We start from the raw sequence: 17,845 nt of genomic DNA on the forward strand, positions 1-17,845 counted from the left end.
TTGAAGTTGAAATATAAAAAGATAGCACTAGTAGCAGTTATATCAATGAGTTTACTTGCAGGTTGCTTCGGACCTAAACCAGAGGAAGAGCTATACACAGCTTTTGAGAATGCTGCAAAACAAGAAAAAACAATGTTTGAAGATGCGAAAACATTGGAAACATTAGAAAAGCAAGGACAAGAATTATACAACCAGATTGTAAAGGACGGAAAAGATAACAATCAAGTGGTAAAAGAGAAATTAGATCAAGCTATAAAAATCGATGCAGATCGTGAAAAAGTATTAGATAAAGAGAAAGACACGTTGGATAAAGCGCAAGAGAAAATAAAAGATGTTGATAAAAGTATAAAGAAACTGGAAGATAAAAAACTGCAAGAACAAGCAAAGAAAGTACAAGATGCGTATAAAGGCCGTTATGATGCTTTTAATAAGATGTATGATAGTTATAAGAAATCATTAAAATTAGAAAAAGAATTGTATACGATGTTACAAGGAAAAGATGAAAAATTAAAAACGATTAGTGAGAAAGTAAAAGCTGTAAATCAATCTTATCAGGATATCGAGTCTCCAAAAAATAAATTTAATGAATATACAAAGCAATATAATCAAGAAAAACTGTCCTTTTATAAGCAAGCAAATATTAAAATAAAAGAAGACAAAAAATAAAGAAGCTTTGGCCATTTCGGCCAAAGCTTCTTTATTTTTGTGTGTAAGTACGGCGATACCAAGGAATGGATTCGTTTAATTTTTTTTCTTGTTGGAATGCTTCTTCCCCAATATACTGCTGGAGCATTTTTTTAGCAGATGTTAAGGATAAATGTGCTTTTGGATTTCGATATGCACAATCACGGCTACCGAGATGTGGAAGGTTGCGAAAATCATCTTTCGTAGGAGGAATATGGAAGTAATAATTACCTGCTCGAACAAGAACGTCAGATTGTTGCTGGCTAAAGCGTGGGTTTTGGGAAAAGTGTAAACCTTCTTTTGTAGCTTGTTTTTCTGAAATTAAGCGTTCTAAAGCCGTCTTTTTTAACCAATATAAATATTTCGGATTTGTAGCTGATTTAGCATGTCGGTTGACACTGAAAATTGCTTCAGCCAGTTGATGGACCGAATATGGTTTGTAGGAATGAGACTGGGATTGTGAAGATTTCATCTTGGCACTCCTTTCCTGTCTACAGTATCATAATTTAATAAAAGCTAGCAATTCTTCTATATAGAAAGCTATTATATGTATTGTCAATATTAAAGCATTGTTGTGAAAAAAAACAACTATTTTGTATAATAGTTATATCTTTCTTTGAAGTAAGTTAATACTTTATTTCATATAGAAGAAAATATATAGAAGAACCTCTTATTCATGAATTTAAGTGCTTTTGCGCTATGTTGAACATGTTTTTATAACTTTAAATAATGATATAATGATGCAAAGAAAAGGATGACGAGAGTGTTGAAACAACAATATGGGATTATTGATATTGGATCAAATACGATGAGATTAGTTATTTATGAAAAACAAAATGGCGGCTTTTACAAAGAAATTGAAAATACGAAAGTAGTTGCTCGCTTACGCAACTATTTAGTAGATGGTGTCCTAACTGAAGAAGGAATCCATGTATTGTTACATACTTTGCTACAATTTCAAGAAAGCACGCGGTTTCACCAGTTACATAAAGTATTGTGCGTAGCGACTGCAACAGTTCGGCAAGCTAAAAATCAAATGGAAATTAAACGTCTTGTTGAAGAGCACACTGATTTTCAGATTCGGGTATTGTCTGAGTATGAAGAAGCACGTTATGGATATATGGCGGTTATGAACTCCACCTCTTTCACAGAAGGAATTACTGTTGATATTGGAGGCGGAAGTACAGAAGTTACATATTTTCAAAATAGAGAAATTATCGAATATTATAGTTTTCCATTTGGGGCGTTGTCATTAAAGCAACAATTCATTCGTCATGATACACCAACTTCAGAAGAACTTGAGGAATTAAGAAATTATTTATGGTATGAGTTTCAATCGCTTCCATGGCTCAAAGGTAAGAAATTACCGTTAATTGCAATTGGAGGTAGTGCACGAAATATGGTGAACATTCACCAGAATCTAATTTCTTATCCGATTTCCGGATTACATTTATATAAGATGAAGCCAACTGATATTGAACATGTGCACGAACATTTATTAAGGCTTTCGTTTACAGAACTGCAAAAGTTAGAGGGACTTGCTAAAGATCGAGCTGATACGATTATTTCAGCAGTAGAAGTGTTTAGGATGTTGACAACTATTATAGAAGCACCATCTTTTGTGTTGAGTAGAAAAGGGCTACGAGAAGGTGTTTTTTATGAAGAATTAACAAATTCGCTTGGGATTACTTATTATCCAAATGTCGTGGAAGAAAGTTTACACTTACTTTCTCATGAATATGAGATGGATATGAGCGTTGTGATGCAACTTATGAAAAATGCCATGACTATTTGCAAAGAATTAGAAAAAAAAGAGGTTATCTCCTTTACGCAAGAAGATTGGACTCTGCTTCATAGAGCAGCAAAAGTATTTAATATTGGAAAATATATTGATAAAGAGTCAAGCAGCCAGCATACATTTTATTTATTAGCAAATAAAACGATAGATGGCATGATGCATAAAGAACGAATTAAATTAGCATTAATTGCTTCTTATAAATCGAAATTGTTGTTTAAACAATGTATCGAACCATTTACAGATTGGTTTGAAAAAGACGAACAAAGAAAAATACGATTATTAGGGTCTATTTTACAATTTTCTGCAGCATTAAATGTGACAAATCGTAATCTTGTCGAATCCATTCATATTGTAAAAAACGAAGACGGTCTTGCTTTTTATATTTGCTGTAAGCAATCAGCATTATCTGAAAAAGTACAGGCGGAAAAACAGAAAAAACAGCTGGAAAAAGCTTTAAAAGCAAACATTGAACTATATTTTCACGAAAAATGTTAAGTTGTATGACCTTCTTTACAAAAAATTTACACTTTTTCCAATGGATATTTGCTAAAATGAATATAATAAAATTATATTGATAAAGCTTTAGAGGGAAGTGTGATGGGGAGATGGAAACGGTGAAGGGTAATCTTATAAACTTGAATGATACGGCTTATTATAACAATCGTGAATTAAGTTGGCTTGCCTTTAATGAGCGAGTATTACAAGAAGCGCAAGGTGACTGTAATCCATTATTAGAGAGATTAAAGTTTATCAGTATTTTCAGCTCAAATTTAGATGAGTTTTTCATGGTACGCGTTGCAGGATTGAAAGATCAAGTAAGAGCTGGATTTAATCAACCAGAAAATAAAGCTGGATTAACACCGAAACAACAGTTGAAAAAGATTTCAACTAAGGCACATGAATTAATGAAAGTACAGTATGATACTTATCAAAATATTGTACTTCCTGCGTTGAAGGAAGAAGGAATAGAATTATTGTCTTTTCACGATTTAACGAAAGAACAACGAGAATTTATTGAAGAATATTTTGATGAGCAGATTTTTCCGGTGTTAACACCTGTGGCAATTGATGCGTACCGACCGTTTCCTATGTTATTGAATAAAAGCTTAAATTTAGCTGCTATTTTATATGATGAAAGACAAACAGTAGAAGAAAATCGGACCAAGCTTGGCATCGTTCAAGTTCCATCATTATTAGAACGCTTTATTTTTTTACCAAATGAAGACAATAAGCAAAAATTTATTTCTTTAGAAGATGTGATTAGTAACTTTACTCATAAATTATTTACAGGATATATCGTATCTTCTGTTACTCGTTTTCGCATTACACGTAATGCGGATTTGACTATTCATGAAGAAGGTGCACGTGATTTATTAAAAGTAATAGAGAAAGAATTAAAAAAACGAAAATGGGGCGCAGCGGTTCGTTTAGAGGTAGGAACAGATAACTTAGATAAAAGAGTATTATCTTTATTATACGAAGCGTTAGAAGTAGAAGATGAAGATGTATATATGATTGATGGCCCACTTGATTTAACATGCTTATTTGCGCTTTATAAGAAGTTAGCATCTACATATGACAATTTAATCTATCCAGCACTTATTCCACAGCCACCTCAAGATTTAGGTGATGAAGAAGATGTGTTTGAAAAAGCTCTAGAACAAGATATCCTATTGCATCATCCATTTGAATCATTTCAACCTGTCATTGATTTTGTTGCAGATGCAGCAGAAGATCCGGATGTGTTAGCAATTAAACAAACGCTGTATCGTGTAAGTGGAGATTCCCCCGTTATTAAGGCGTTAAAAACAGCGGCAGAAAATGGGAAGCAAGTGACAGTACTTGTAGAATTAAAGGCTCGTTTTGATGAAGAAAATAACGTTCACTGGGCAAAAGAATTAGAAAAAGCAGGTTGTCATGTTATTTATGGTGTTAGTCATTTGAAAACACATAGTAAGATTACGCTTGTTGTAAGACGAAAAAATGGGAAGATTGAACGTTTTGTTCATTTAGGAACAGGTAATTATAATGATGCAACAGCGAAATTATATACTGATTTTGGATACATTACATCACGTAAAGATTTCGGTATTGATGCGACAAACTTTTTTAATTATTTAAGTGGGTATACAATGAAACCTCATTTTCATCAATTATCCGTTGCTCCATTTGATATTCGTCAGCAATTTATTGAACTCATGGATGAGGAGATTCGTTATCATAAACAATATGGAAATGGTTATATTATTGCAAAAATGAATTCGTTAACAGATAAGCCGCTTATTCAAAAGCTGTATGAAGCATCACAAGCTGGCGTGAAAGTTGACCTCATTGTAAGAGGGACTTGTTGTTTACGTCCAAAAATTTTAGGGATAAGTGAAAATATTCGTGTCATTAGTGTAGTAGGCCGTTATTTAGAACATAGCCGTATTTACTATTTTCACCATAATGGAGAAGAAAAGTTATTTTTGTCGTCAGCGGACTGGATGACTCGCAATATGGAAAAACGTGTTGAAATTTCATTCCCAATTTTAGAGTTCGATATGAAAGCGCGAATTAAAGATATTTTACAACTCATTTTAGATGATAATGTAAAAGCGCGTGAACAAAATGAGTATGGAGAATATTACTATGTAGCAAATGATGGTGCGCAAGAAATGGAAAGTCAAATGAAACTCTTTCAAATGGCATATACACACACAGAGGAAGAATAAAGTGAAACTTCCATCAGTGGATGTTTCATTCTCTATTGATTAAAAGTTTTCACCAATTGGGCGCATATTAGCAATTAACTCTTACCTAGCTTCTCGGATTTCTTAAAATCTTGAGGTGGAGTTTACTGCCTCAAAATCGTTGGATAGAAGATAAGTATATTCATTTTCTGATGTTTTACAATTATTTATATAATATAATATAATATAATATAGAGAAAAGGCCTCGATATGAGGCCTTTTTCAATAGTTGATTCTATTTACATTAGTAATAATACGGTGTTGGAAAAGGATAGCCGAAGCAAGGATATGGTGGATAACATGGTCTAGGGCCAAATGCCAATGCTCCGCCAATTAAACCTCCTGCAAGACCAGCTAAAAAGGGGAATCCGATAAATGGTAGAAATCGTGAGTCTCCGACTGGACCAACTGGTGCTGAGCGGAACGGAATGGGCTGGTATAGTGGATACATGTTTAAACCTCCTTCATTAAACTCATTGTTATCATATGGAAAAGATGATGTGGATGAGCGAGTACAAGAGAGAATGGTGCAGAAAATAGGCGAAATAAATTTGTATATTATGTCGATTGTAATGTAAAGATTGTAATTTCTGGTTTTGCTAAAAAACGAAATGGTACACGGGTTGTTCCAAGACCTCGATTAACATACAATAACAAATCATAGTTTTGCTTAATATGATAAAAACCTTCAATATAATGTTTCGCAAATGTAGGAGTAATAATGGCGCCAAAGAAAGGGAGTTGTACTTGTCCGCCGTGACTATGTCCAGAAAGTAGTAAATTGACGGGGAAATTTGCAATATGAGGTGCGACATCAGGTTCATGTACAAGAGCAATCGTGTATAGATTATTTTGTGCTTGTTGCAAGGTTCCGTGTATGTCCGGATTTCCAAGCATGATATCATCAATACCAAAAATGGAAATTTCACTTCCATCTAATAGGCGAATGCGTTTTTCGACATTTTGTAATATTACAAAGCCAGATTGTGTCATGATGTGATCATAGTATTCTGTCCCGTACCCACCATGATCGTGATTACCAAAAATTGCAAACTTACCAAGCGGAGCAATAATATTTTGTAAAATTGATGCAACAAGTGGAGTATCTCCGTATGTTTGATAATTATCAATTAAATCTCCAGTAAAAAACACGATGTCAGGATTTTGTTCATTTATTTTTGCTACTATTTTAGAAAGTTGTTGAAGCGAGTAATAGTATCCTAAATGTAAATCACTAAATTGAACCATTTTAACACCGTTAAATCCACGTGGGATGAGTGGAGAATGAATCGTATGGTACGTACAAGAGAGAAGGCGCGGTTCTATATATTTTGCATAATAGTAACCCGTTCCAGTCGTTAAACAAGTATATAATAGTGTGCGAATACCTTTTTTGATAAAATTTCTTCTTGTTATATGATTCATGTTTATATGAGCGAGATTATCGGAAATGATTGTAGTAGAAAGCTGTGATTTGTTAGAATGAGTCGCTACTTATCTTCTCCCCTTTCGTTGTTAACGTAGTATGTTTCATTAAAAGATATCAGAAAAATTTAAATTTATAAAGAATTCTGGTGAATAAAGTGATAAAATGAATGTGTATTCATTTTTGGGAGGGGATATTGTGAAAGAAAAAGTAGTTGTAATTACAGGTGGTTCAAGTGGAATGGGGAAAGGAATGGCAGCTCGTTTCGCGAAAGAAGGAACGCGTGTGGTTATTACAGGACGTACAATAGAAAAATTAGAGGAAGCAAAGAAAGAAATCGAACAATTTGAAGGACAAGTATTACCTGTACAAATGGATGTGCGTAATACTGAGGATATAAAAAGAATGATCGAAAAAATTGATGAAGAATTTGGGCGCATCGATGTACTTGTAAATAATGCAGCGGGAAATTTTCTTTGTCCAGCTGAAGATTTATCGCCAAATGGTTGGAATGCTGTTATTAATATCGTGTTAAATGGTACATTTTATTGTAGTCAAGCAATTGGGAAGTATTGGATTGAAAAAGGGATAAAAGGAACAATTATTAATATGGTTGCAACTTACGCATGGGATGCAGGTCCTGGTGTTATTCATTCTGCGTCAGCTAAAGCAGGTGTATTAGCAATGACAAGAACGCTTGCTGTTGAGTGGGGACGTAAATATGGAATTCGTGTTAATGCAATTGCTCCAGGGCCAATTGAACGTACAGGTGGGGCCGATAAGCTATGGATATCTGAAGAAGCAGCAAAACGAACACTACAAAGTGTGCCGCTCGGAAGACTTGGAACACCAGAAGAAATTGCTGGTCTTGCTTTTTATTTATGCTCTGAAGAAGCTGCGTACATAAATGGAGCATGTATTACAATGGATGGTGGCCAACATTTACATCAATATCCGTTTTAAGGGATGGGGAATTTGTGACAAATTTGTGACATATAAAAAGAGGGCCTTTACAAGGAACTTGTTTATGAGGTATATTTAAGACCTCTTTTTTCTTCATAGTAGAATTGCTAATTCCCCTTAGCATTTTACCCCTCTAATCCCTTCAGGAGAACTGAAGGGATTTTTTTATTATTTTTTCTGCATAACGTGTTATAATTTTTTGAAAAGTAAAAGGGGGGAGTACTATGATAGATGCATTAGAAGTGATGAGTAATTTGGATCAAGTCCTTCCTTACTATCAAGCTATTTTTAGTGCAGATGAACATACTGTAATTGGATATGAAGTAGTAGGACGCATACAAACTGAAGAAGGGATTCACAGTCTTGCTTCATTCTTTCATGATGATTCGATTCCAGATGAATTTCAACTTGAAGTAGATAATATCATTTTAGGAAAAGTATTGGATCGGTATTTGGAAACAGATCAATCATTTTTATTATTTTTGCATCGTAATGCAAATATACTGATGAGTGATGAAAGTGAAAGCTTACTACATTTATTATTAACGTATGAAAAGAAGGGGTTACGTTTAAATCGTATCGTATTAGAAATAACAGAACATGATTTTAAAGACGATATTGAACAATTTAATCATTTACTTATGTATTACCGTACATATGGTATTCAAATTGCAATTAATAAAGTAGGGACAGGAACGGGTAATCTTGAAAAAATTAGTGTGCTAACTCCTGATATTTTAAAAGTAGATTTAACAAATTTACGTCAAACAGCACTATTACAATCGTATCAGGATATCTTATATTCATTATCACTCTTAGCGAGACGTATTGGTGCAACATTATTGTATGAAGATATTGATGCGTTCTATCAATTACAATACGCTTGGAAAAATGGAGGAAGATATTATCAAGGGGATTATTTACAAGGGTTTTTACCGGATTTTGTTAATAAAGATATTTTGAAAGAGCGCCTTGGTAATGAGTGTCATCAATTTATTCAGCATGAAAAACGAAAATTACAAAAGGTTTATAAACTGGCTGAAACACTTCGAGAATATGTTGGAAATGTATTAGCAAAACAGAGAAAAATAGAAGATTTTAATAAATGGTTAGTGAATTTTAGTCAACAAGTGACGCATTGTAGCTTTCGTATTTATATTTGTAATGAAGACGGCTTTCAACAGTCAGGAAACGTCATGAAAAAAGACGGAGAATGGGTGCTAATGCCAGAATATTATATGAAGAATTGGAGCTGGCGTCCATATTTTTTAGAAAACATTATGAAACTGCGCTTTGAACAAAAAGGAAGATTGTCTGATTTATATGGAGATCTTGAAACGGGTGAATTGGTTCGAACGTTCTCGTTTCCTATTGATGATGAGCATTATTTATTTATTGATTTGTCTTATGAATTTTTATATGAAGAAGATGTTTTATTATAATGCACGAAATATTTCGTGCATTTTTTTTGTTTGTTTTTATCATAAATTGGTAATAGTGACAACTATGATAAGAATGATGTCTATCGTTGTAAAGATTTTACGAACGAAAGGCACTCCTTCAATGTATAAATCATTGCTACAATGAATACTAGAAGGACAAGCTCTTTTTACAAGGAGGGTGCGAGAATGAAAAAGTATGGGATTTGGATTGTGCTATTTCTTTTTGTTGCATTTGTAATTGGACAAGGTGTAACAACTGTTCTTGGAAAAGAAGAAACAAAAATTGATCAAAATGAAATATTTGAAACGATTCGAAAGGGATATGAAGCACAATTTTCTATTCGTGGTAAGCGACTATCAATGGATAAAATGATTGATACATTATCCCCTTATTTCACAGATAATTTCCTTCAAGTTTTTACGGATGAAAATGGTCAGGATGTAAAACGAAGTGCTCAATATTTATTGCCTACAAAAGAAGCGCCATTTACTTTTTCATCAAAAACAAAAATTGTATACAATCAAGAGCATGATTTGTTATATGTGTATGAACATAATATTACAAATGATCAATATCAAATTATCACACTGCAAAAAGATGGTGATAAATGGAAATTGGCGGGGTATCACGAAAATAAACAGCTTTTATCTGAGATTAGACAATCCGAAAAAGAATAAAGTGAAACTTTCATTGATACGAGCTTACTGTCCGCGAGTAGGGTGAGAAAAGGCGACTCATACGGTCGCCTTTTTATTGTTCTAGTTCTAAAAGTTGTTGTAATTTTTCAATTTGAAAGCCGGCTACAACTTCGCCATCTACAACAACGGTAGGGGTAGAATAAGAATCATAATCATATAGAAGGCGATTACGAGCGGCAGCATCTTTTTTGACATCATATTCTGTAAATGTAATATGATTATGTTTTAAAAATTCTTTTATAATTTGACATGGTGGGCAATCTGGTTGTGTATATACATCTACTTTCTTCATGTAAATCCTCCTCTTTCATTCATCTCAATTATAGTCTTGTATGTAAAAAACTTCAATGAAGTGAAGTTTTCATTGACACGAATGTACTTTCTGTTGAGGGCTAGATCAATTCTCTCTTGTTTATCTTCTCTACTTTCACAGAACATAAAGATAAAGTTTTTTATACTATAAAGTGCGGAAGAAAGGGCATAGATATATGTATTTCGGCTTTTTGTATGTTTTTTCGACAAATTTTAGTTGAGTTTCTTGCTCATAACCATTATCCTAGGGTGTGGGACATTTTTTCAGTTATGACGGATAGAATGAGTATTGCTGCAAAACCTATTCGTAGGAAGATTAGAGAAAGGGGAGATTTCATGTCTCTGCTCCAAGGAATTTTAACTCGTCTTGTTAGTCTAAAAGAACAAGCTGAAAGCGGCGAAGTAGCACAACGCTATTTTGAAGTGAACGGTGAACGCAAATGTAGCGTGAAATATTTTGATAAAAGTGATATGTACGAGCTAGAAGTGTATCAACAAGGAGAAAAACCACAAGTATATCAATTCGATAATATTGACATGGTTGCAATCGAGATTTACGATATTCTTTCTTGATACATAAAAAGAAGGTGCCTAAGAAGAAAAAGGCACCTTCTTTTTTTATGTAAGCTGAATAATATTCGTTCCTTGTTCCTACACTGATAACACATTCTATAAAATGAAGTTTTCTACCAGTAGGGGGGTTATCCTATTACTGATGGAAAGCTTGCAATAATAGGACTCTTATGGGCAGTTATCTCTCACCTATATTTTTGTTTCCTTACAATCTTAAGATAGGAGTGTTACTGTCCAAAAATAGCGGGATAAAGAGGTGAGAAAATTGGAAAAAATGCCTGTTGTTGTATGTCCAAAATGTCATAGACAATCAGAAATTACACATGTGTTAACAGCGCAATCTAATCAAAATGTTATTTTCAAATGTCCATTTTGTACATATTTGATCCGGAATATCGAAACGAGTAAAGGATAAGTAAGACATATTTTGTTATTCTGTCCCATACAATGAGAATACGAAAGTCTGTCTATGAGAAGGGACGTGACTGTATGGACGGAGAATATCAATTTTACAATTTATCAGAGCGACATATGGACTTTGAAACCGTATTCTCACGAATTTGTCATTTTATTCAAAGTGCACCGCGTAATATGTATCGATTGTCAATTGGAACAGATTCACAAGTGCATCAAAATAATACTCGTTTTATTACAGCAATTCATTTGCACCGCGTTGGAAAAGGAGCGTGGGGTTGTTTATACCATCAGACAATCCGGAGAAAGCCCCTGAGTTTGCGAGAAAAAATCTATTTAGAAACACAGTTTAGTCAAGAGATTGCCTGTTTATTTACGCCAGAGCGAATACAACAGTTATGGGAACTTCTATATCCGTACCGCGGAGAAGGTGCTGAATTTGTTATGGAAATTCATTTAGATATCGGGAAAGACGGTTTGACGAGAGAGTTTATTTTAGATATGACAAATAAAATTACAGCGATGGGGTTAACGCCTAAAATTAAGCCAGATGCATATACGGCGTCTAGCTATGCAAATCGGTACACGAAATAATTTTCGTGCTGAATTTTCAATCTATTAAATAGGGGAAATATTTTATATAATAAAGAATAAGGACAGTTGAATAAGGGGAGGAGAAAATGAGTAGAGAAATTGATTTAACAAAAGAGGAACAAAACTTATTGCTAGATGTTTTGTTTCGACAAAATTATGCGAGTGAAATACTTGCCGTTGAACTTTCTGATATCGAAACTGGACGAAAAAAAACAGATATATCTCATTACAAACAAATCACAAACTTATTTGCTCGTCTGAAAAATGAAGGATATTAAGGCTGCCAGAATGGTAGTCTTTTCTTTTGTTTCTATGGTAAAATGAACTGTGGTTATTTATTTTATATGAGAAACAAAAGGACAAATAATAATATGTAAACGTTGTCATAAACTGAAAATAGAAGTGAGAAAATAGAGAAATACTTGAACGAGTTGGTTTTTTACGATTAGTTTACAATTGCTACTTGTTAGAATGGGATAAAGTGGGGGATAATAATATGATTAGTATTCCGAAAGAAGAGTTTCAGCAAGTTTTTGTAAAAGACTTAATGATTTCATCTGAAAAAGTAGCGCATGTTCAAATTGGAAATAATCTTGAGCATGCTTTGCTTGTCTTGGTGAAATCTGGTTATTCTGCTATTCCAGTACTAGATCCGATGTACAAATTACATGGTTTAGTAAGTACGGCAATGATTTTAGATGGTATTTTAGGGCTAGAACGTATTGAATTTGAAAAGTTAGAGGATATGAAAGTAGAAAGTGTGATGAAAGGTGATATTCCACGCCTGAAGTTGCAGGATTCATTTGCAAAAGCATTAGAGATTACAATTGATCATCCGTTTGTATGTGTTGAAAATGAAGAAGGATGTTTTGAAGGAATTTTGACGCGGCGTGCAATCTTAAAGTTACTAAATAAGACAGTAAGAAGATTTAATCGATAACGTTGAAAAGGCGACTTCAAGCGAAAGAAGAAGTCGCTTTTATCGTTCAGTTGTAACGAAGGAAGGAGAAAACATTGCAAATTGATGATTTTCAAATGATGGTTATCTTAGCACAAGAGTTAAATATGCGAAAAGCTGCTGAGCGCTTATTTGTATCACAACCAGCGCTTAGTCAAAGGCTTCAATCGATGGAAAAACAATGGGGGATGAAATTTTTTATACGCTCGCAAAAAGGATTAACGATTACACCAGAAGGTGAAAAAGTAGCAAATTATGCTAAAGATATGTTACAGAGAGAAGAAGCAATTAAGAGCGAATTAGCAACATTTCAGACGGAAACATATGGTACGTTAAGGATTGCTGTGGCTTCTGTTATTGGGCAATACTGGCTACCGCCAGTTTTAAAGATGTTTGTACAAAGATACCCGTTTGTGAAGATTTCTCTTTTTACAGGCTGGAGTAGTGAGGTGCAAAATCATTTTTACGAAGGTGATGTTCATGTTGCAATTTTGCGAGGGTCGCAAGAATATAAAGGATATAAACAGCAATTATTTGAAGATGAATTGTATTTAGTTGATACAGAGATTAAGGATATTTCCATGTTAAGAGACACTAATAAACCGTTTATTCAATTTAAAAGTGATTCGACATATTATGGGCAAATACAGAATTGGTGGTATGGTTTATTTTCTAATCCACCTAAACGTACGATTGTAGTCGATCAAATTGAAACGTGTAAGCAACTTGTTTTAAACGGTATTGGTTATGCCCTTTTACCATCTACTGTTTTAAAAGAAGTAAAGGAAAAGACATATAGAACTCCAGTACAACTGACGAGAGAAACATGGTTGTTAACAAGTGAATCTGCCAGACAGTTAAAACAAGTACAGGCATTTTTAGATGTTATTGAAGAAATTCAAGCAGGAAAATAAGATTATTATCTTGCGAGGAGTCTTTTCGTTTGGTAGAGTAACATTATAAATGGATTTAGGAGGCAACAAGCATGAAAATGATGGATGCAAACGAGATTATTTCGTTTATTCAAAAAAGCGAGAAGAAAACTCCTGTAAAGGTATACATAAAAGGGGATTTAAAAGAAATTACATTCCCAGAAACAGTACAAGCATTTGTAAATAAAAAATCAGGTGTATTATTTGGAGAATGGTCAGAAATTAAGGCGATTCTTGATGAAAATAGCAAGCATGTTGCAGATTATGTTGTAGAAAATGATCGTCGTAACTCTGCAATTCCAATGCTTGACTTAAAAGGTATTAAAGCGCGTATTGAACCAGGTGCAATTATTCGTGAGCATGTTGAAATTGGTGATAATGCAGTTATTATGATGAATGCAACAATCAACATTGGTGCTGTGATCGGTGAAGGTTCAATGATCGATATGAATGCAGTGCTTGGTGGACGTGCAACAGTAGGTAAAAACTGTCACGTTGGAGCTGGAGCTGTACTCGCAGGCGTTATCGAGCCACCTTCTGCAAAACCGGTTATCGTTGAAGATGATGTTGTAATTGGTGCAAATGTAGTGGTTCTAGAAGGTGTTACAGTAGGTAAAGGTGCAGTTGTTGCAGCGGGTGCAGTTGTAACAGAAGATGTACCGCCATACACAGTTGTTGCAGGAACACCAGCACGTGTTATTAAAGAAATTGACGAAAAAACAAAATCGAAAACAGAAATTAAACAAGAACTTCGTCAACTGAATCCAGAAAAATAAAAAAGAAAGCGTAAGGGCTTGCAGGCTCTTACGCTTTTTATCGATGGTGGTGAAAAGATGATGATAAATAAATTTATACAAATGCGCAGGGATTTGCATCAAATTCCAGAGCTTGGTTTTCAAGAGTGGAAAACACAACAATATATTTTAAATTATATAAATACACTTCCAAGTGAATATATGGAAGTGAAAACGTGGAAAACAGGTGTCATTGTAAAAGTACATGGTCGAAATCCGCTAAAAACAATTGGTTACCGTGCTGATATTGATGGGCTTCCGATTGCGGAGGAGACAGGATATGATTTTTCTTCATTACATGAAGGCATGATGCACGCATGTGGGCATGATATTCATACAACCATCGGCCTCGGCTTATTAACAGCATTTGTGACAGAGCGAATTGACGATCATCTTGTTTTTATTTTTCAACCAGCTGAAGAAGGGCCGGGCGGTGCTCTTCCGCTATTACAAAGTGAAGAATTTCAAGCATGGAAACCAGATATGATTCTTGGGCTCCACATTGCACCTGAATATCCAGTTGGTTCAATTGCAACAAAAGAAGGGTTACTGTTTGCAAATACATCTGAATTATACGTTGATTTAAAAGGAAAGGGTGGACATGCAGCATATCCGCATACAGCTAATGATATGATTGTTACGGCAAGCCACCTTGTTACACAGTTGCAATCTGTTATTAGTCGAAATGTGAATCCGCTAGATAGTGCAGTTATTACAATTGGAAAGATTACTGGTGGAACAGTACAAAATATTATTGCGGAAAAGGCTCGTTTAGAAGGGACGATTCGTACATTATCTGTTGAATCCATGAAACGAGTAAAGGGACGTATTGAAGCAATCGTTGCAGGAATTGAAACGTCCTTTCAATGTACAGCGCACATTGATTATGGAGCGATGTATCATCAGGTATATAATGATGAACCGTTAACGCAGGAATTTATGAAATATACGGCCGAACATACAGATATGAATGTTATCACCTGCACAGAAGCGATGACAGGAGAAGATTTTGGATACATGCTTCGCGATATTCCAGGTTTTATGTTTTGGCTTGGAGTAGAATCTGAATATGGTCTACATCATGCGAAATTACAGCCAAATGAGTCGGCAATTGAAAGAGCGATTACTTTTTTAACAACATATGTAAAATGGAAAGGGAACAGAGCATAATGCTTGTTCCCTTTTCGTATGAGAAAATTTTTATAATCTAACGTGCATTTTTTTTGTAATTCTAGCACAATACTTTATAATGGTAGGTGGAGGGAAAAAGTTAATAGTTAGTTATTTTGTAATAATTATTAAATGATATTGACTAAAAACTAGTTCCTCTTATATAATACAAGAGTAGACAATATATGACTCAAAAAATTAATGGAGGTTGATACATATGGCAGAACGTATGGTAGCAAAACAGGCTCCACGCTTTGAGATGGACGCTGTTATGCCAAACAAAGAATTTGGTAAAGTAAGCCTTGAAGAGGTTATGAAACAAGATAAATGGACAGTGCTTTTCTTCTATCCAATGGACTTTACTTTCGTATGTCCAACAGAAATCATCGCACTTTCTGAGCGTTATGATGAGTTTGAAGACTTAGATGCAGAAGTAATTGGTGTATCAACTGATACAATCCATACTCATTTAGCATGGATTAACACTGATCGTACGAAAAACGGTTTAGGTGAATTGAAATACCCATTAGCTGCTGATACAAATCATGTAGTATCTCGTGACTATGGCGTATTACTTGAAGAAGAAGGTATCGCACTTCGCGGTCTATTCATCATTAGCCCAGAAGGCGAATTAATGTACCAAGTTGTACATCATAATAACATTGGACGTGAAGTTGACGAAGTAATCCGCGTTCTTCAAGCTCTTCAAACTGGTGGACTTTGCCCAGCAAACTGGAAACCAGGTCAAGCAACTTTAAACGTTTAATTTTTTGACTGAGTGAAAAAAGGTCTAACAAATCGTTGTTAGGCCTTTCTCTACATACATAAGGAGGAAATGTAATGAAATTACGTGAACCAATGCCTTCCTTAGAAGGAGCGACAGCTGTACTAAATGGAGAAGTAGTAAGGGAAGAACTAATTGGCGATAAACCAACATTGATCCATTTCTGGTCTGTTAGTTGTCACTTATGCAAAGAAGCGATGCCGAGCATTAACGAATTCCGTGATGATTATAAAGATAAATTAAATGTAATTGCTGTGCATATGCCGCGTTCAGAAGAAGATTTAGATCTTGAAAAAGTGAAAGAAGTGGCAGAGGAGCATGGTATCGTGCAGCCGATTTTAGTAGACAATAAGCATGCGATTACAGATTCCTTTGAAAATCAATATGTGCCAGCATATTATGTGTTTGATAAAAATGGTGTGTTGCGTCATTTCCAAGCTGGTGGTAGTGGCATGCAAATGCTAACAAAACGAGTAAATCGTGTTCTTGATGAAGCTGAAAAAACAGCTGAATAATGGAAAACCTCCCTCGTGATAGGGAGGTTTTTAGTTTACATATCGCATGCAAAATGTGTAAAATCAATGTGTTACATTGAGAAAAAGGTAGGGGATAGCGTGCAAATCGGAAGTACTATACTATGTTTCTTTTTATATACATATGTAATTATAGCTGCAATATATTTTGGCATTAGTTTTTATACATATTGTTTAGCAAAAAAAGAAAACTATGCGAACACATATGAGTGGGTGAGAGTGTATTTATCACCTGTTGCAGAAATTATGAATGCCTTTGTACTATTCTTATTTGTTGGATTAATTGCTTTTTCAACGAGCTTAGTTGGAAATAAAACGACTTTATTTATCCTTGGTGCCATTATTTTTATGTTATTAGGAATTCGAATTGGTAATATGGTATTTTGGAACAAAGGTCTAGTTGAAGGGTATACTGGCATATGTATTCCAGGTTTGATAGCTGCAATTGTTACAAATATAGAAAATGAGTATTATCAACTTCATTTTTGGTTAATTATTGTTCTGACAATTGTATCACTCTTATATATAAGTGCGACTTTTTTAACGTATTGCGCGTATAAACGAGAAGACAGGCAAGCGGTATTACTCTTTCGAAAGTGGGCTTTATTTTGGAGTGTTCCAACTATGCTTGTCATAGGAGCAATTGCTATTATTGTGAACGGATATGAACTAGTAGGGTGGCAAAAGATGATTGAAACATGGTGGATATTTATAGTTTCTTTTGTTGGTTTTTTAGGTGCTACTCATTATTTATTTCATCAGCAACACTATCAATTTGCATTGTTATTTGCTTTTATACAGTTACTATTTGCCTTTTTTGGACAAGAAACTTTAGTGTTTGTATTTCGAACGTTTAGTTCGTTTGGAAATATTTTTATTTTTGGTATGTTAATATGTATGCTTGTGTTTTATTTACAACAATTTTTCTATATTCAAAAACAAAAATGAAGATGGGAAGAAAAAAATTATTAACATGTATCCCACATTAACGCTCCATCTCAGATTTAGGAAAAACCGAAGAAGATAGGCGGGGCGTA

General features: G+C 34.4%; 21 protein-coding genes. 17 read left to right on the plus strand and 4 right to left on the minus strand.

All coding sequences use genetic code 11. The annotated features are described in order from the left end of the window. Positions 1-45 precede the first annotated feature (45 nt). Complete coding sequence (locus tag ACFQZ1_RS19295) at positions 46-666, plus strand: YkyA family protein (protein WP_377884151.1); 621 nt, start codon at positions 46-48, stop codon at positions 664-666. 31 nt (positions 667-697) lie between these two features. Here ACFQZ1_RS19295 and ACFQZ1_RS19300 read toward each other — a convergent pair whose 3' ends face one another. After that, complete coding sequence (locus ACFQZ1_RS19300) at positions 698-1,156, minus strand: YkyB family protein (RefSeq protein WP_377883812.1); 459 nt, start codon at positions 1,154-1,156, stop codon at positions 698-700. Positions 1,157-1,438: 282 nt separating this feature from the next. Here ACFQZ1_RS19300 and ACFQZ1_RS19305 point away from each other — a divergent pair, with 282 nt between their 5' ends. Both ACFQZ1_RS19305 and ACFQZ1_RS19310 read left to right on the plus strand, forming a co-directional pair. Next, complete coding sequence (locus tag ACFQZ1_RS19305; protein ID WP_377883813.1) at positions 1,439-2,977, plus strand: Ppx/GppA phosphatase family protein; 1,539 nt, start codon at positions 1,439-1,441, stop codon at positions 2,975-2,977. Between the two features lie 110 nt (positions 2,978-3,087). Then, complete coding sequence (locus ACFQZ1_RS19310; protein ID WP_377883814.1) at positions 3,088-5,196, plus strand: RNA degradosome polyphosphate kinase; 2,109 nt, start codon at positions 3,088-3,090, stop codon at positions 5,194-5,196. Positions 5,197-5,458: 262 nt separating this feature from the next. Here the strand turns inward: ACFQZ1_RS19310 and ACFQZ1_RS19315 are convergent, their stop codons facing one another. Together ACFQZ1_RS19315 and ACFQZ1_RS19320 are read right to left on the minus strand one after the other, a co-directional pair. After that, positions 5,459-5,665 (minus strand): hypothetical protein, encoded by a 207-nt coding sequence (locus ACFQZ1_RS19315; RefSeq protein WP_377883815.1) that lies wholly within the window; start codon positions 5,663-5,665, stop codon positions 5,459-5,461. A 107-nt stretch (positions 5,666-5,772) separates the two neighbouring features. Then, a complete protein-coding gene (locus tag ACFQZ1_RS19320; RefSeq protein WP_377883816.1) occupies positions 5,773-6,639 on the minus strand; it encodes a metallophosphoesterase in 867 nt (288 codons plus the stop codon). A gap of 199 nt (positions 6,640-6,838) precedes the next feature. Here ACFQZ1_RS19320 and fadH point away from each other — a divergent pair, with 199 nt between their 5' ends. The 3 genes from fadH to ACFQZ1_RS19335 all read left to right on the plus strand — a co-directional run bounded on the left by fadH (position 6,839) and on the right by ACFQZ1_RS19335 (position 9,723). Continuing rightward, the gene (gene fadH / locus ACFQZ1_RS19325; RefSeq protein WP_377883817.1) at positions 6,839-7,603 is read left to right on the plus strand and encodes a 2,4-dienoyl-CoA reductase; all 765 of its coding nucleotides are present in this window, start codon (positions 6,839-6,841) and stop codon (positions 7,601-7,603) included. A 224-nt stretch (positions 7,604-7,827) separates the two neighbouring features. Then, a complete protein-coding gene (locus ACFQZ1_RS19330) occupies positions 7,828-9,045 on the plus strand; it encodes an EAL-associated domain-containing protein (RefSeq protein WP_377883818.1) in 1,218 nt (405 codons plus the stop codon). A 186-nt stretch (positions 9,046-9,231) separates the two neighbouring features. Beyond that, entirely contained in the window at positions 9,232-9,723 is a 492-nt protein-coding gene (locus tag ACFQZ1_RS19335) for a DUF3993 domain-containing protein (protein WP_377883819.1), read from the plus strand. Positions 9,724-9,796: 73 nt separating this feature from the next. On the opposite strand, the gene ACFQZ1_RS19340 is transcribed toward ACFQZ1_RS19335, so the two are convergent. After that, positions 9,797-10,036 (minus strand): glutaredoxin domain-containing protein, encoded by a 240-nt coding sequence (locus ACFQZ1_RS19340; protein ID WP_098305711.1) that lies wholly within the window; start codon positions 10,034-10,036, stop codon positions 9,797-9,799. Positions 10,037-10,392: 356 nt separating this feature from the next. Between ACFQZ1_RS19340 and ACFQZ1_RS19345 the strand changes: the two genes are divergently transcribed. The 11 genes from ACFQZ1_RS19345 to ACFQZ1_RS19395 all read left to right on the plus strand — a co-directional run bounded on the left by ACFQZ1_RS19345 (position 10,393) and on the right by ACFQZ1_RS19395 (position 17,756). After that, positions 10,393-10,629 (plus strand): YkuJ family protein, encoded by a 237-nt coding sequence (locus ACFQZ1_RS19345; protein ID WP_020059327.1) that lies wholly within the window; start codon positions 10,393-10,395, stop codon positions 10,627-10,629. A 265-nt stretch (positions 10,630-10,894) separates the two neighbouring features. Beyond that, positions 10,895-11,044: a hypothetical protein gene (locus ACFQZ1_RS19350; protein ID WP_090914260.1), complete on the plus strand. Its 150-nt coding sequence runs from the start codon at positions 10,895-10,897 to the stop codon at positions 11,042-11,044. A 74-nt stretch (positions 11,045-11,118) separates the two neighbouring features. Beyond that, positions 11,119-11,637, plus strand: coding sequence for a ribonuclease H-like YkuK family protein (locus ACFQZ1_RS19355; protein WP_377883820.1), 519 nt, complete (start codon positions 11,119-11,121; stop codon positions 11,635-11,637). Between the two features lie 86 nt (positions 11,638-11,723). Continuing rightward, on the plus strand, positions 11,724-11,915 hold the full coding sequence (gene abbA / locus ACFQZ1_RS19360; RefSeq protein WP_154710660.1) for an antirepressor AbbA: 192 nt from the start codon (positions 11,724-11,726) through the stop codon (positions 11,913-11,915). Positions 11,916-12,133: 218 nt separating this feature from the next. Then, a complete protein-coding gene (gene cbpB / locus ACFQZ1_RS19365; protein ID WP_377883821.1) occupies positions 12,134-12,577 on the plus strand; it encodes a cyclic-di-AMP-binding protein CbpB in 444 nt (147 codons plus the stop codon). A 95-nt stretch (positions 12,578-12,672) separates the two neighbouring features. After that, positions 12,673-13,509 (plus strand): transcriptional regulator CcpC, encoded by an 837-nt coding sequence (locus tag ACFQZ1_RS19370; protein WP_377884152.1) that lies wholly within the window; start codon positions 12,673-12,675, stop codon positions 13,507-13,509. Between the two features lie 71 nt (positions 13,510-13,580). Next, positions 13,581-14,303 (plus strand): 2,3,4,5-tetrahydropyridine-2,6-dicarboxylate N-acetyltransferase, encoded by a 723-nt coding sequence (gene dapD, locus ACFQZ1_RS19375; RefSeq protein ID WP_377883822.1) that lies wholly within the window; start codon positions 13,581-13,583, stop codon positions 14,301-14,303. Positions 14,304-14,360: 57 nt separating this feature from the next. Then, a complete protein-coding gene (locus tag ACFQZ1_RS19380) occupies positions 14,361-15,491 on the plus strand; it encodes an N-acetyldiaminopimelate deacetylase (protein ID WP_377883823.1) in 1,131 nt (376 codons plus the stop codon). A gap of 217 nt (positions 15,492-15,708) precedes the next feature. Further along, positions 15,709-16,257: a peroxiredoxin gene (locus ACFQZ1_RS19385; RefSeq protein WP_098305695.1), complete on the plus strand. Its 549-nt coding sequence runs from the start codon at positions 15,709-15,711 to the stop codon at positions 16,255-16,257. Between the two features lie 74 nt (positions 16,258-16,331). After that, entirely contained in the window at positions 16,332-16,790 is a 459-nt protein-coding gene (locus ACFQZ1_RS19390; RefSeq protein ID WP_377883824.1) for a TlpA disulfide reductase family protein, read from the plus strand. Positions 16,791-16,889: 99 nt separating this feature from the next. Further along, a complete protein-coding gene (locus ACFQZ1_RS19395) occupies positions 16,890-17,756 on the plus strand; it encodes a cytochrome C oxidase assembly protein (protein ID WP_377883825.1) in 867 nt (288 codons plus the stop codon). Positions 17,757-17,845: the final 89 nt, after the last annotated feature.

Source organism: Bacillus sp. CGMCC 1.60114 (assembly GCF_042676365.1).
Classification (GTDB): domain Bacteria; phylum Bacillota; class Bacilli; order Bacillales; family Bacillaceae_G; genus Bacillus_A; species Bacillus_A rhizoplanae_A.

Coding starts and splice junctions, on each gene's coding strand:
- ACFQZ1_RS19295 (WP_377884151.1), top strand. CDS start 46: ATGAGTTTACTTGCAGGTTGCTTCGGACCTAAACCAGAGGAAGAGCTA.
- ACFQZ1_RS19300 (WP_377883812.1), bottom strand. CDS start 1,156: ATGAAATCTTCACAATCCCAGTCTCATTCCTACAAACCATATTCGGTC.
- ACFQZ1_RS19305 (WP_377883813.1), top strand. CDS start 1,439: ATGACGAGAGTGTTGAAACAACAATATGGGATTATTGATATTGGATCA.
- ACFQZ1_RS19310 (WP_377883814.1), top strand. CDS start 3,088: ATGGAAACGGTGAAGGGTAATCTTATAAACTTGAATGATACGGCTTAT.
- ACFQZ1_RS19315 (WP_377883815.1), bottom strand. CDS start 5,665: ATGTATCCACTATACCAGCCCATTCCGTTCCGCTCAGCACCAGTTGGT.
- ACFQZ1_RS19320 (WP_377883816.1), bottom strand. CDS start 6,639: ATGAATCATATAACAAGAAGAAATTTTATCAAAAAAGGTATTCGCACA.
- ACFQZ1_RS19330 (WP_377883818.1), top strand. CDS start 7,828: ATGATAGATGCATTAGAAGTGATGAGTAATTTGGATCAAGTCCTTCCT.
- ACFQZ1_RS19335 (WP_377883819.1), top strand. CDS start 9,232: ATGAAAAAGTATGGGATTTGGATTGTGCTATTTCTTTTTGTTGCATTT.
- ACFQZ1_RS19340 (WP_098305711.1), bottom strand. CDS start 10,036: ATGAAGAAAGTAGATGTATATACACAACCAGATTGCCCACCATGTCAA.
- ACFQZ1_RS19345 (WP_020059327.1), top strand. CDS start 10,393: ATGTCTCTGCTCCAAGGAATTTTAACTCGTCTTGTTAGTCTAAAAGAA.
- ACFQZ1_RS19355 (WP_377883820.1), top strand. CDS start 11,119: ATGGACGGAGAATATCAATTTTACAATTTATCAGAGCGACATATGGAC.
- abbA (WP_154710660.1), top strand. CDS start 11,724: ATGAGTAGAGAAATTGATTTAACAAAAGAGGAACAAAACTTATTGCTA.
- cbpB (WP_377883821.1), top strand. CDS start 12,134: ATGATTAGTATTCCGAAAGAAGAGTTTCAGCAAGTTTTTGTAAAAGAC.
- ACFQZ1_RS19370 (WP_377884152.1), top strand. CDS start 12,673: ATGATGGTTATCTTAGCACAAGAGTTAAATATGCGAAAAGCTGCTGAG.
- dapD (WP_377883822.1), top strand. CDS start 13,581: ATGAAAATGATGGATGCAAACGAGATTATTTCGTTTATTCAAAAAAGC.
- ACFQZ1_RS19380 (WP_377883823.1), top strand. CDS start 14,361: ATGATGATAAATAAATTTATACAAATGCGCAGGGATTTGCATCAAATT.
- ACFQZ1_RS19385 (WP_098305695.1), top strand. CDS start 15,709: ATGGCAGAACGTATGGTAGCAAAACAGGCTCCACGCTTTGAGATGGAC.
- ACFQZ1_RS19390 (WP_377883824.1), top strand. CDS start 16,332: ATGAAATTACGTGAACCAATGCCTTCCTTAGAAGGAGCGACAGCTGTA.